This is a genomic window from Shewanella sp. 2_MG-2023 (assembly GCF_030548905.1).
Lineage (GTDB): Bacteria > Pseudomonadota > Gammaproteobacteria > Enterobacterales > Shewanellaceae > Shewanella > Shewanella electrodiphila.
In genome coordinates this window covers 62,048-74,482 of record NZ_JAUOSO010000001.1, presented here as the reverse complement: position 1 = coordinate 74,482, position 12,435 = coordinate 62,048, and the positions used below count along the sequence as shown (strand labels likewise).

General features: G+C 40.0%; 13 protein-coding genes. 7 read left to right on the top strand and 6 right to left on the bottom strand.

The features are described 5' to 3' along the window. Positions 1 to 60 precede the first annotated feature (60 nt). Both fusA and Q4600_RS00325 read left to right on the top strand, forming a co-directional pair. Positions 61 to 2,100 carry an elongation factor G gene (gene fusA / locus Q4600_RS00330; protein WP_303512812.1) on the top strand — a complete coding sequence of 680 codons (2,040 nt, stop codon included), beginning with the start codon at positions 61 to 63 and terminating at the stop codon, positions 2,098 to 2,100. Between the two features lie 285 nt (positions 2,101 to 2,385). Beyond that, positions 2,386 to 3,342, top strand: coding sequence for a 4'-phosphopantetheinyl transferase superfamily protein (locus Q4600_RS00325; protein ID WP_303512815.1), 957 nt, complete (start codon positions 2,386 to 2,388; stop codon positions 3,340 to 3,342). A 107-nt stretch (positions 3,343 to 3,449) separates the two neighbouring features. Here Q4600_RS00325 and queF read toward each other — a convergent pair whose 3' ends face one another. Further along, positions 3,450 to 4,304 (bottom strand): NADPH-dependent 7-cyano-7-deazaguanine reductase QueF, encoded by an 855-nt coding sequence (queF, locus tag Q4600_RS00320; RefSeq protein WP_303512818.1) that lies wholly within the window; start codon positions 4,302 to 4,304, stop codon positions 3,450 to 3,452. Between the two features lie 59 nt (positions 4,305 to 4,363). Here queF and syd point away from each other — a divergent pair, with 59 nt between their 5' ends. After that, positions 4,364 to 5,011: a SecY-interacting protein gene (syd, locus tag Q4600_RS00315; RefSeq protein ID WP_303512820.1), complete on the top strand. Its 648-nt coding sequence runs from the start codon at positions 4,364 to 4,366 to the stop codon at positions 5,009 to 5,011. A gap of 168 nt (positions 5,012 to 5,179) precedes the next feature. Here syd and Q4600_RS00310 read toward each other — a convergent pair whose 3' ends face one another. Next, positions 5,180 to 5,953, bottom strand: coding sequence for a Zn-ribbon-containing protein (locus Q4600_RS00310; RefSeq protein ID WP_303512822.1), 774 nt, complete (start codon positions 5,951 to 5,953; stop codon positions 5,180 to 5,182). Between the two features lie 290 nt (positions 5,954 to 6,243). Continuing rightward, on the bottom strand, positions 6,244 to 6,579 hold the full coding sequence (locus Q4600_RS00305) for a hypothetical protein (protein ID WP_102527867.1): 336 nt from the start codon (positions 6,577 to 6,579) through the stop codon (positions 6,244 to 6,246). A gap of 194 nt (positions 6,580 to 6,773) precedes the next feature. Here Q4600_RS00305 and Q4600_RS00300 point away from each other — a divergent pair, with 194 nt between their 5' ends. Beyond that, on the top strand, positions 6,774 to 7,160 hold the full coding sequence (locus tag Q4600_RS00300) for a DUF3192 domain-containing protein (RefSeq protein WP_102527868.1): 387 nt from the start codon (positions 6,774 to 6,776) through the stop codon (positions 7,158 to 7,160). 68 nt (positions 7,161 to 7,228) lie between these two features. Here Q4600_RS00300 and Q4600_RS00295 read toward each other — a convergent pair whose 3' ends face one another. Continuing rightward, positions 7,229 to 7,459 carry a DUF2789 domain-containing protein gene (locus Q4600_RS00295; RefSeq protein WP_102527928.1) on the bottom strand — a complete coding sequence of 77 codons (231 nt, stop codon included), beginning with the start codon at positions 7,457 to 7,459 and terminating at the stop codon, positions 7,229 to 7,231. Between the two features lie 131 nt (positions 7,460 to 7,590). Here Q4600_RS00295 and Q4600_RS00290 point away from each other — a divergent pair, with 131 nt between their 5' ends. Both Q4600_RS00290 and Q4600_RS00285 read left to right on the top strand, forming a co-directional pair. Further along, the gene (locus Q4600_RS00290; RefSeq protein ID WP_248954656.1) at positions 7,591 to 8,220 is read left to right on the top strand and encodes a GNAT family N-acetyltransferase; all 630 of its coding nucleotides are present in this window, start codon (positions 7,591 to 7,593) and stop codon (positions 8,218 to 8,220) included. Between the two features lie 145 nt (positions 8,221 to 8,365). Then, entirely contained in the window at positions 8,366 to 8,701 is a 336-nt protein-coding gene (locus tag Q4600_RS00285) for a DUF962 domain-containing protein (RefSeq protein WP_229367452.1), read from the top strand. A 1,882-nt stretch (positions 8,702 to 10,583) separates the two neighbouring features. Here the strand turns inward: Q4600_RS00285 and Q4600_RS00280 are convergent. Both Q4600_RS00280 and Q4600_RS00275 read right to left on the bottom strand, forming a co-directional pair. Beyond that, positions 10,584 to 10,970 carry a DUF3301 domain-containing protein gene (locus tag Q4600_RS00280; protein ID WP_102527871.1) on the bottom strand — a complete coding sequence of 129 codons (387 nt, stop codon included), beginning with the start codon at positions 10,968 to 10,970 and terminating at the stop codon, positions 10,584 to 10,586. Continuing rightward, positions 10,967 to 11,992, bottom strand: coding sequence for a DUF3549 family protein (locus Q4600_RS00275; RefSeq protein WP_303512830.1), 1,026 nt, complete (start codon positions 11,990 to 11,992; stop codon positions 10,967 to 10,969). The genes Q4600_RS00280 and Q4600_RS00275 overlap by 4 nt, the downstream gene beginning before the upstream one ends. A 60-nt stretch (positions 11,993 to 12,052) precedes the next feature. On the opposite strand from Q4600_RS00275, the gene Q4600_RS00270 reads away from it, so the two are divergent. After that, the gene (locus Q4600_RS00270) at positions 12,053 to 12,430 is read left to right on the top strand and encodes a YqcC family protein (RefSeq protein WP_303512832.1); all 378 of its coding nucleotides are present in this window, start codon (positions 12,053 to 12,055) and stop codon (positions 12,428 to 12,430) included. Positions 12,431 to 12,435: the final 5 nt, after the last annotated feature.

The window sequence follows — 12,435 nt, the reverse complement described above, 5'->3', positions numbered from 1 at the left end:
GCTGTAAACATACAAAGACAAAATATGGATAGTTTAATAATGTGAACAAAGGAGGCCATCATGGCTGAGTTTACCACTGAGCAAATCCGCAATCTGGCAGTGCTCGGACACACTGGCGCAGGGAAGTCCTCATTACTTGAGGCATTACTCTTTAGCGCTGATGCAATCACTTTAAAAGGCAGGGTCGATAAGGGTACAAATCATGCTGATTTCACTGCCCAAGAAAAATCCCACCGCCACAGTTTAGAACCTTCCTTTTTAAATCTTGATTATCAATCGCATCACATCAATTTTATCGATACTCCTGGATTACCTGACTTTTTTGGTCGTGCACTATTACCCTTACCCGGCGTTGAGTCGGTGTTATTGGTCGTCAATGCCGGTGTCGGCATTGAATCTGTCACTAAACGCGCTTTTGAAGCAGCGCGCCGTCAAGGTAAAGCGGTGATCATTGCGATTAATCATATGGATGGCAATGAAAAAAACGTGTCAGAAGTGATGATGGATATTCAGCATCAATTTGGTCATCGCTGTTTGCCGGTTAATTTACCTCATACCAATGCTGATGGCGTTGTGGATTCAGTCGTTGATTGTTATTTACATTGTGATGAAACCACGTCGACGCTATTCAGTAGCCCTACCCAAGCCAGAGATGAGCTAGTCGATACCGTATTAGAAGAAGATGAAGCCTTAATGGAGCTTTATCTCGAGCAGGGGGAATCACTAAGCCCTGAGCAATTACATGCACCATTAGAAACAGCATTAAGAATGGGGCACTTAGTGCCAGTTTGTTTTACCAGTGCTGAGCAAGATATTGGTATTGGCTCGTTATTAGAAATGCTGATTAAATTAATGCCTAGCCCGCTTGAAGCTAATCCACCACAGTTTATTAAAGGGTTTGGTGATGATGCTAAGCCAGTTAATGTCACACAAAAAGCCTCAGACCATGTTTTAGCTCATGTATTTAGGGTGGCGATAGATCCGTTTTTTGGACGTATGGGGGTTTTCCGCTTGTATCAAGGTACGATTTCTGTGGGAATGAAATTGTTTATTGGTAGCGGTCGTAAGCCGTTTAAAGTGTCTCATTTAATGAAGTTGCAAGGTGACAAACAAATCAATGTGAACCAAGCGTTACCAGGAGATATCTGCGCCATCGCTAAATTGGAAGAGTTGACAGTAGGCGCAGTGCTGCATGACAGTCATGATGAAGATGAATTCCATTTACCGGAGCTCAAATTCCCGCAGCCTATTTTTGGCTTAGCGGTATCTGCAAAACGGCGCGGTGATGAGCAAAAAATATCGGAAGTGTTACATAAGCTAGTGGCAGAAGATCCTAGTTTGCAAATCAGCCGCAATGAAGCTGAAGGCCAAACTGTATTGCAAGGACAAGGGGATTTACATCTGCAAATTGCATTGGAGAAAGCGCAGAATCTATTTAATGTTGATATGGAAACCGACATTCCTGCCATTGCGTATCGGGAAACCATTATGGGCGAGGCTAAATTTCGTTATCGCCATAAAAAGCAATCTGGTGGTTCAGGCCAGTTTGGTGAGGTTGAGTTAAAAGTTGAGCCTCTTGCTCGTGGGCAAGGTTTTGAGTTTGTCTCTAAAGTGGTGGGTGGCTCGGTGCCTAGCCAGTATATTCCAGCAGTTGAAAAGGGCGTTCGTGAAGCCATGCTCGTCGGAGAGTTAGGAGGATACCCGCTGCAAGATATCAAAGTGACCGTGCTTGATGGCAAGCATCACAGCGTTGACTCAAAAGAAATAGCCTTTGTTATGGCAGGTAAAAGAGCTTTTATGGAGGCAGTGAAATTAGCGCAACCTGTAATGTTAGAGCCGATAGTTGATATGAATATTCAAGTAGCGCAAACCCATGTCGGTGAGATCACCGGTGACATTAGTTCTGCCCGCGGTATTGTGTGTGGCACACAGGCTAACAGTAAAGGTTTAGTGGAAGTTAATGTAGAAGCGCCGCTAGCCAATGTGAGTAACTATTCTACTCGGCTAAAATCGATGACGGGAGGAGATGGTCAGTTCTCGATGCAATTCAGTCGTTACGATGTATTGCCACAAAAAGAGCTCAAGGCTGTGGTTAGTTAGCTTATAAGTCAATTAACGCGTTAGTTGATAAAAGCACTCTTTGATATAAGCATATCTTGGATATAAGCTCTCTTTGATAAAAGTACTTTTTGATATAAGCGTAAATCTATTCAAGCATTAGCAGGTTAATTGCTTGAGTAACTCTTGCAATACCTATTGACCGAAAAATAAAAGGGTTAAGCTTGGCTTAGCTCTTTTTTATTGCAACAAACAGATAGGCTGCTAGTTGAAACAAGCCCCTAAAAAAAGCGACAATACGCTATTGTTACTCTGTGTGAGCTTAATTTGCAGTCTTCTACCACCATTCAACTGTTTTATTGTTCTCTTAATACTGATTTACTCGATGATTGTAGTGCATCTATCGTGCGTTCATGGCTGCCTGAAAATGAACTGATTAAAGTCGATCGCTTTATTCAACAATCAGCCAGGGAACAAGGTTTGATGGTACGTGGATATTTACGTGCAGTGTTGTCCCAATTTGCAGATATTACGCCACAGCAGTGGCAATTTGAATATGGTGAGAAGGGGAAACCAAGGTTATCAGCTGCGCAATATAAGCAAACGGGAATTCAGTTTAATGTCAGCCATAGCGGTGAGTGGCTGTTGATTGGCGTGATCCAAAATACGATTGATTCTAATGCTGCTGACTCTGATACTATTGATTCTAATACTATTGCCTTTAAGAGTGCAGACTCAGTGATTGCAGAAGAGTTTGGTGTTGATTTTGGCGTTGATATAGAACGTCGCCGAAACAGTACTAACATTCATGCCATTTTACATCACTACTTCTCATCCCCAGAAGAGTCTGCGTTATTGGCGTTACCAGAAAATCAACAGAGAGAACGCTTCTTTGATTTATGGTCTTTAAAAGAATCTTACATAAAAGCCAAAGGCCTAGGCTTGGCATTATCACTTAAATCGTTTGCATTTGACCTCAAGAACCTACAATTTTGTCCTTTGCCAGTTTCACATGAACGTTTGTCAGTTACTCATAAAGTGCCAGATGCGCATATGGCGTCAAGTACTTATAAGTTATTAAACAAGGAGTTGTTATTGTCTGATAGCATTCCACTGAGTTTGCTGTGTGAAGCCGACGCAAAGCAATATGTCACCGCATACAATTGGCAATGTTATTTAGGCAGGATTGATCAAACATATCGATTTGCGATTAGTGTCGATTGCGGGGCTGAAAATAAGATTGTTGTGAAGGCTAAACAAGTTAACTTTTCCGACATCTTTTGAGCTTAGAACAGCAAAAAAGTATCGAACAATAAAAACGCATTTTGCTAGATTGCAAGGCGGCAATTCACTTGCCGCGCTTAATCCGTTTTTATTTGCCACTACACAGCTTACTGTCTAGCTAAACGGTGAGTTTCTGGTGGCTGCTCAAAGTCACTTCTGAATGGATTAATATCTAAACCACCACGACGAGTATAGCGGGCATAAACCGTTAATTTTGTGCATTCACAATAGCGCTTTAAATCGGTAAAAATACGCTCGACACATTGCTCATGAAACTCGTTATGCTGGCGGAAAGAAATTAAATAGCGCAGCAGTTTTTCACGGTCAATTTTAGGGCCTTGATAACGGATCATTACGCTGCCCCAGTCAGGCTGTGAGGTGATAAGGCAATTGGACTTTAGCAGGTTTGAAGTCAGCGTTTCTGCTACGTGTTTATCATCAGTGCTGTTTTCAAGATACTCAGGTTTAAACTGATAGTCATCTACTTCAATATCAAGCTCGTCAATACAGTGACCCGGCAATTCAACAATACGCTGGGTATTAAAATGCTTTGGCTCAATGACTTTGACGCTGACGTCACCATTAGCACAGAGGCTTAAGTCGGTAACTAATGTTTGCTGCACTTGTTCAACACTGTCAAATCGAGTCTGATTGTAGCTGTTGAGATATAGCTTAAAAGATTTTGATTCGATTAAATTATCACTTTCAATCGCTAAGTAAACTTCAATAATAGCGACCATGGGCTTTCCCTTGGCATTTAGCCAAGACAGCTCGTAACCTGTCCAAATATCAGCACCTTGAAAAGGAAGCGTATCAGTTAATTCAATGGCATCGCGATTCAATTTACGAGGAACCCCTTGCAGCAGTGAAGCATCATATTCTGCTTGATATTGCGTCGTTTGGCCTAAAGTGAGTCCTTTAAGTGCCTCTGCATCACTATAGGGGTCGTGATTGTGTGTCATCTAGTCTGTTTCCGTGTCAAAATAGACTTATATTATAACCCAAAATTGGAGCATCTTAAGTGTCTTGTTCAACTTCATTGGATCATTTTTCTAGCCGTTATATTCAAGCTTATCAGGATGTATTAGGCGAGTTTCCCCGTTATTTCCCACTTGGGCAAGGATCCGCCTGCATTGAAGGTAAGTATGATCTTGAATCAGATGAAGCCGTTTCCTGGAAGGCTGTTAAACGTAAAAACAGCTCTGATTTCAGTAATGTAGAACACGCTTTAGAGCTAAAATTACATCAAGATATTAATGCATTTTATGGTGAGTATTTTTCTGCGCCTTTGTATTTTGATTCAACATGGGGTGAGGGTGAATTACTCCAAGTTTGGAATCAGCAAGACTTTGAATCTTTGCAACAAAATGTGATCGGTCATCTCATGATGAAGAAAAAACTTAAGCAAGCGCCAACTTGGTTTGTGGGTGTATTAGGTGATGGAGACCAAATGATCACCGTAAATAATGAAGACGGCAGTGTGTGGATTGAAATTCCAGGTGATAAACCTAAAGACCAACTGGCTGACAGTTTAGCCGAATTCATCGATGCATTATCGCCGCGCGTTATGCCGCCAGTTGCGCCTATTGTTGAAGACCATAATGTCGCTCACCCTGGAATTTGGCAGCGAATGAAGATGATGTGTAATGATTTACTGAAACGTAAATGATCAATCAGCGCATTTAGCATGATGTGAAAATAAAAGCCTGACTTACTCATTATAAGTCAGGCTTTTTTGAACCGCAGGCTTATAGCCTAAGAGGTTATTAATTAAGAAGTTATTAGCTAAGGGCTTATTTGCTAAGGGCTTATTAGCTAAGGGCTTATGAGTACAAGCTTACTGATGATCCCAAGAAATATTAGACACGATTCGACAAGGCTCACATCGAAAATGGAACATATCGAGTAATGGCTCATCTAAACGCCATTCTTTTGAGCCACATTTAGGACAAGCTCGTTCTTTCTCTTTGGCTAGGCTTTCACCACCTACACGATATAAGTAATAGTAGGTTGGAATTTTAGTGATAAATTCGACTCTGCCGCGTATATCCCAACCGCGTCTAAATAGGTCGCTTTTATGGCTGGTGATTTCTTCTAGAGCGGCAAACTCAGCTTGAGTCGCTGCAGCCATTTGTAATTCATCACAGGCTTGCCACTCTGTTTGCCAGCGGATCACTCTTTTGTGGTCGCCATTAAATGTGGCAGGGATTTGATATAACGGAATAGGTAACAAGTTATCGCCGCTACGTAGTGGCGAACACATATGAACATAACTGGTATAAAGCACCTGCCAACTTGGTGCTTCTTCATTACTTTGTTCTGAATTAATGTCTTGGCCAATGTACTTCTCACGTGGCGCAAGTAACTTTGCTTCAGTCAATTGCAGTAAAGCTTGTTTAGTCCAAGGGCTGTTATGACGGCTCGATAAACTGGTTTTTTCCGGCATTAACAACCTGACTTTAAACTCACCTTCGTTAAATGCAACAGCGAATTCTCTTCCTAGAATTTGACCGTTTGCTCTTAATGATTCGAGGTAATGGTTAATGGCTTTCTCGGCTGCGGTTATCGTGGTATCCGCAAAACATTCAAATCTGAGCTCTGTGACAAACATGGGGTTTCCGTTCAATTCTTGGACTGTAAAATGACAAGGTTCCAGTGCACTAAGTCAATGTGAGTGCACTAAGTCAATGTGAGTGCACTAAGTCAATGTGAGTGCACTAAGTCAACGTGAGTGCACTAAGTCAACGTGAGTGCACTAAGTCAACGTGAGTGTACTAAGTCAATGTGAGTGTACTAAGTCAATGTGAGTGTACTAAATCAATGTGAGCGCACAAGTTAAGGCACTAATTTTGTGTCAGCAGACTCATATATTTAAATGAAAATACTGCTGTACTTCAATCGTTATTGTTTATTTTCAAGCTGTAAAACACGCTTTTCTAGTGATTCTATTTTAGCTTCGAATTCAATTTTCATTTGCTGCATTTGAGCCATTAATTGTTGCTCAATCATACTAGGTGCATCATTTGTTGCTTGTTTAGTTGTTTCAAGCGCATCGCCTAAGTCTGGCAAGGTTTGCCATTGTTCTTTCGGAATGGCTTTGAATTGCTGTAAGCCTTGAATAAGAATTGGCATAGGTACTCGGCCACCTAATTTCCCCTTAATCAATGCCATTGTCGGTGTATGACCATTCATTGCGATAGTTTTTGCCGCTGCGAGGACCTGTTCGATTGGACTCATAATTGGTGAAAACCCTCAATATTGATTAGTGAAAATGCTCAACCGCCAATTAGATATTTATAAAACTTAATAAAATCAAGTGTATAAATTTTGGCACGGTTTTAGCTTAATGATAATTGACAACATTATAACGTATCTCAAAAGCAGTTTGAGTAGTAATTACGTGAGAATCATTTTAATAAAAGGGAAGTATCATGAAAACAAAATTGGGTTTAGCATTTTTAATGGCTGTGAGTAGCCTTTCTTTGAGTGGTTGTGTGTTGAATGTTGGTGATCATGAAGGTAATCGTAGTGATTCTTACTGGGAAAAACAGCAACAAACTAATAGAACTAACTTATCAAAATTAACCATTGGTATGGCGCGCGATCAAGTCACTATTTTAATGGGCACAGCAGATTTTAGTGAAGCTTACGTGACTCAAGCTGATGCTGAAAGTCCGAAGAAAGAAGTGAATGTGCTTTTCTATCGTACGCAGTGGAGTAAAGGCGATGGCAAAACCACTAAAGATGAATGTACCCCAGTAGTCATAAGTGACAATAAATTAGTGGGTTGGGGTGAAACCGCGTATCAAAAGATTTAATACCAGCCATTAGTTGGGTAAGTTTTTATCAATATTTTATGGCTATGCAATTTTAGATAGAATCTTAGCTATTGCCTTAAAAGAACGTCCAGTTGGTCCACGAGTTCAGACCACTGGGCGTCTTCTTTTAAACTCTCTTCTAAAAATGCTTTCTGAGCATGATTCCAAAAGCTTGCATCTGTTAACTTGGTATTGGCATCAATACTATGTTGTGACAGAAAAAGCTTGATACCGGCCTCTGTAGCATCTAAACCGAGTTGCTCAAATAAGTGTGCAAGCGTAGCTGAAGTCGTGTCCATAATAGTCCCGTTATTATGCTTAAATTTCGCGATTAAATTAACTTTAAGCGTAGGTGACTGCATTAAAATTGCAATATGTTTCAAACTTGTTAAGTTGTAACTATCAACTTGATTTAGCAATGAGTGAGAATATGGAACAGAACGTGTTGGCAGAGCATAAAGCCGTTTACTTAACGGCAGAAGACTTGCGAGTGGCAGCTTCGATTATTTATAACGCTTACCATGATGATCCTTTCTTTATTGAAGCACTTGCTACTACAAATCAGGCAAGTTACGAGCAAAAGCTTCGCGCAGCTATTCGTGAAGAATTGACGGAGCTTTGGCAGCAAGAACAACCTTTAATAGGTTGGTTCGATGGTGATCGCCTAATTGGCGTTGCATGTGTTATTACTCACCAAGTGCCGCTAGGGGAAAGCCGTTACTGGCATTGGCGCTTGAAAATGGTACTGGGAACAGGCTGGAATTCCACTCAGGCATTAATTAAAAAAGAACACAGCATCTTAGAAAGCTTGCCGAGTAAGCAATATGGGATCCTGCAATTTATTGCATTAACCCCTAATGAACAAAGTAAAGGTAACGGTGCAAAATTGATCGAAGCAGTATTAAGTTGGTGTGATGAACAGCCTGATTTAGATGGCATTGGGGTGTTTGTGAATAACCCTAAACATGCAGAGCTATTTGCCCGTGAAGGTTTTAATCATTTATCTGAACTTTCTATAGGTAGCGTAGATGGTGAAATATTAATTTATCCGAGTAAGTAAAAGCTTCAGTTAACAAGCTATTAGCTACCTATTATCTAACTATTAGCTAACTTCATGAAGTAGCTGATCGTTTAAGAAAAATTTTTGCGTTAATTTATATTATTACAATTAGCTTCGGTTATGGATGAAAAGATGAGTGACGGTTATGAATGAAAAGATAAGTGAAAAAAAGTATCAAGACTTTAAATCTTTTTATCCTTTCTATTTATCACAACATCAAGACACAACTTGCCGGAGACTTCATTATGTCGGCAGTGCCTTAATCATTGTGCTAATCATTGTTACTTTGTTGAATCAACAGTGGTGGCAATTATGGCTTTTGCCAGTTATTGGGTATGGTTTTGCTTGGGTAGGACACTTTGTATTTGAAAAAAATAGACCTGCCACATTTGAATATCCTTTATATAGCTTACTCGCCGACTGGGTGATGTTTGCACAAATGTTAAAAAAGCGCCTTGGTTTAGGCTCGCCTTCAAGCTAACTGTTACCTATGCTTGTGAGACTTATCTCACAGTAGTGTAGGTATTCTTTCGTTATGAGTTATCTAATTTCTCACCATTTAATTAAAAGCTAAATAAAAACAAGTGCTTATGTGTTTAGCTGTAATATTTACTTTGTGAATATTTTGTTTCAATGGTTTTTAGGCTGATTTCGAATTCAATTATTATTTACAATGAACTTATTAAGCAATCAATGAATTAATTGAGTGAGTTACAGGATGTAGCCATAATCAAAGTTAATTGAGTTAGTGCTTAAAGTGAATAAAAATGCTTTTTCATTAGTTATGGATGAGTGTATCAATTTCAGGATGAAACTAGGACACGCTCAAGGAATGGGCATAAGCTCAGTTAATGATTAACTGAAACAAGGATGAACCTCATCAGGAAGATGAAGGATTGCAGGAAGCAAATACCAGGACGGTATATTAGGAGTTAGCCTCTCAGTCACAAGGATAGACTGATTCAAAGGAATGAACACTCAAGTAATACTCTTCAAGGGTAGTACAAGGAAATTGAGTTAAAAGGAAAATGGAGCAAGGAGCACGTTAGTCGCATGGATGGAGCAGGGAGCACAATTTAGCAGGATAGCTAACGAAGAGTAAAATGAGCGCAACCTTATTAGGTTGCGCTTTTTTATGCTTAATTGAAATCAATATTTATGCACGCCTACTTTTATATATGCCTACTTTTATGAATGCATGTCTGCTATGTAAATGTTAAATATGTGAGTCGGTCAAAAGACTTAGCTTCTTACTTTTCCACTCTCCTTGTGAGATATATCTCACAAGCGCTGTGAGACTTAGCGCTTTTAGATTGGCTTATTTGGAGTGTTTTGTTTTAAGTTGTTGTATCGTTTGGTTTAATTTTTAGTTTGGCTTTTGCTGTTTGTTGCTGCTCTGTTAATTGCGTGTTTTGTGCATATTTATTTACTCACATATTGCTTAAAATAAGTGACATGGAAGCAGATAAGCACAGGATGTGTTTAGTAGTTTTAAACAAAACTGCTGCTAATTAAGATTTTAGCAAGTGGCTGTAACATGAGACTGATTACAATAGATTGTTGTAATGGCTTGCTCAGGATGAACCCTAGTTATTACCTTAGTTATTGATGTTGCTCATCAGGATGATGACTTATAGCACATTAATTAAGTGGACGATAAAGCGTCGTTAAGGAAAACGACAGTGTTAATGGATGACACTGACATCAGAGATGATGAAAGACTTTATGGTGAAATGGATTTTAATGTTTGGACATCAGTAGAATGGATTTACGCTGTTAAGGATAACAGTGATTGCAATGGATGCAGATAATTGAAGCAAGGATGTCATGGAAGAACCCCAAGGATGATTTAAAGGACACGCTTAAGGATTTGAGCAGGCTCGGTCAAAGGATAATCGAGTAAGAGGGACAGTACTTTAGTGTACACGGAACATCAAGGATTGAATAAGGATAGCGCACGGAGCAAGTTAGACGCATGGATGGTGCAGGGAGCACAAATATAGCTGGATGGCTTAACAAGAGTATAAGAGACCGCGACAATTTATTGCCGCGGTCTTTCTTTTGCTTAAAAATTCGACTTACGCTGATATTGAAACGAGATATCAGCTAGGGCGTGTTGATTTTTACTGGTTGAATTTGTTCGAGATAAAAAGCGAATTAAGCGCGGCTAGTGAATTGCCGTCTAGCAATCTAAGCAAATTTCACTGCAAAAAAAACCTTAAAAGATCAACACACTCTAATACTCAGCCAATAAAAAACGCTATTGAGAGTGTGCTTAACCCTCTAATAGCGTTTCATCATGTGGACGTTTTACACTTTAATTAAGTAAATGCTTAATTGAAAGCTTGCTTAACGTATGCGTATTAACGGCATTTGCCAGAATTGCAGCTTGATGCGCCACCACAGCCACCAAACTTACCTTTGGCCATTGGCGCATCCATCCATTCCGGCTCTGGAAATATCGGCCAGTTAATCTTTTCTATCTTTTTGCCGTGCATATCGATGTGACCGCGGTATTGATTAATACCATCGGTACTGAATTCAAACATAAATTTTGCACGCCAACATAAGCCTGTTGTGCCACCAATACTTGGTCTTGCTGATTCCATAGCAATAGCCAACAATTGTACTTTTTGATTGGCACAAGATCTTTCAGCATAGCGACGACTGATTTCAGCCATTTGACGTAATTGCCAAAAGAATGCAGCAATTACGACAACTGCGACGATTAAAATAAAATCTGACATCATTGGCTAACGGCCCTAAATAATCCGCCGATGGCGGAAGAAAGTTTCTCACTACGGTCAGCACTTCTTAAATCAAGCAGCAGTGAATCTCGTAAACTTGGAATAGCTACGATATCAGCAAAAACTTGATTAAAGAAGTTTTGCGGTTGGTTAGCTAATACTTCAAGATAAAGTTTGCGAGTTGCATCATCTTTTAGAGCAGTCCAGCTTCTTGCTGCAATTGTGATCAATAAGTTCTCATCTAACTGTTGGTAATTCACTAATAGCTTAATCGCTTTTTGCGTTAATTCTGGTTGAGATGCGAGCGCTCTAAGGTAGATATGCTTATGCTCAACTTCTGCGGCGGATAACTTATCAAATAAGGTATTAGCTAATGCATCTGAAATGGCAACGTGCTCTAAACATTGACAAATAGCAGCTTGAACCTCTAACGGTGCTAGGGTAATAGCTGCATTGATATGCTTGTCATGGTCAAACTTATCTAAGCGGACACAGACATCGGCAATACCTTGCAATCCGAGTTGTTGCCAGTTGTCACCTTGAGCATTGGTTTCATTTAAATTCGAAAAATACTGGGCTGCATATTCATATTGAACTGATGCTTGCTGACTTAATTGCTTTTTAACCATTGCATTAAACAGTGCTAGTTTTTCTTGGCTAGGCTTAAAACTGAACGGATGATTGGCGTAGCGTTCTTGTTCTTCATCAGACAAAGCTTTAGTTGGATCACGCCCTAACGCTTCTAGGATCATTTTAATAAACTGGCTACGCTGGGCAGGCGATAACAAACCTTGCTCATCAAGGGGCAACTTTAAAAACCAAATAAAAGGCGGTTGTTCTTCACGCCAAAACACAATAGCAAACTGGGCGTGGCCTTGAATTGGAAATGGGTAAGGGGTGTTCAATGCTTCAATTTGGTTGAATAACACTGGGTCAATGTTTTCCACTCTTCGGCCTAAATCATAAACCTGAAATTGAGTGTTAGCGGTGTCTAGGAATTGGCTTAAGGTTTCGAGTTGTGTCATGGGAGTTTATTTATCGCGATTAACTTGCCGCTATTATAGGGTTAACTGGCGTCTGATGATATGATTAGTCGCACAAACAACTATGATTATTTTAAACCGTTTAAGCGAAAACCTGCCGTTATGCCTCATATTCAAACCGCTCAATATTTAATACAGTTAGAACAGCAACTAAAGCAAAGTGATTTGTGGTCTGGCTCTACACCTTCAGATACAGCGCTTGCCAGTACGGCGCCATTTGCTTGTGACTCATTGCGTTTTGAGCAGTGGCTGCAGTTCATATTCATTCAGAAAATGGGTCAGTTAATTGAGCAATGCTTACCTCTGCCGACGCAAATATCGTTAACGCCAATGGCAGAGCAAGCTTGGGTAAATCACGGTGACTTAACAGCTTTAGTTGAATTGCTGACTCAGATAGATAACTTTTTAACCCGTCAGTAAGGTGA

Excerpts from the sequence above, each read along its gene's own strand:
- fusA (WP_303512812.1), top strand. The coding sequence starts at position 61 with ATGGCTGAGTTTACCACTGAGCAAATCCGCAATCTGGCAGTGCTCGGA.
- queF (WP_303512818.1), bottom strand. The coding sequence starts at position 4,304 with ATGACACACAATCACGACCCCTATAGTGATGCAGAGGCACTTAAAGGA.
- Q4600_RS00310 (WP_303512822.1), bottom strand. The coding sequence starts at position 5,953 with ATGTTTGTCACAGAGCTCAGATTTGAATGTTTTGCGGATACCACGATA.
- Q4600_RS00305 (WP_102527867.1), bottom strand. The coding sequence starts at position 6,579 with ATGAGTCCAATCGAACAGGTCCTCGCAGCGGCAAAAACTATCGCAATG.
- Q4600_RS00300 (WP_102527868.1), top strand. The coding sequence starts at position 6,774 with ATGAAAACAAAATTGGGTTTAGCATTTTTAATGGCTGTGAGTAGCCTT.
- Q4600_RS00295 (WP_102527928.1), bottom strand. The coding sequence starts at position 7,459 with ATGGACACGACTTCAGCTACGCTTGCACACTTATTTGAGCAACTCGGT.
- Q4600_RS00290 (WP_248954656.1), top strand. The coding sequence starts at position 7,591 with ATGGAACAGAACGTGTTGGCAGAGCATAAAGCCGTTTACTTAACGGCA.
- Q4600_RS00285 (WP_229367452.1), top strand. The coding sequence starts at position 8,366 with ATGAATGAAAAGATAAGTGAAAAAAAGTATCAAGACTTTAAATCTTTT.
- Q4600_RS00280 (WP_102527871.1), bottom strand. The coding sequence starts at position 10,970 with ATGATGTCAGATTTTATTTTAATCGTCGCAGTTGTCGTAATTGCTGCA.
- Q4600_RS00275 (WP_303512830.1), bottom strand. The coding sequence starts at position 11,992 with ATGACACAACTCGAAACCTTAAGCCAATTCCTAGACACCGCTAACACT.
- Q4600_RS00270 (WP_303512832.1), top strand. The coding sequence starts at position 12,053 with ATGATTAGTCGCACAAACAACTATGATTATTTTAAACCGTTTAAGCGA.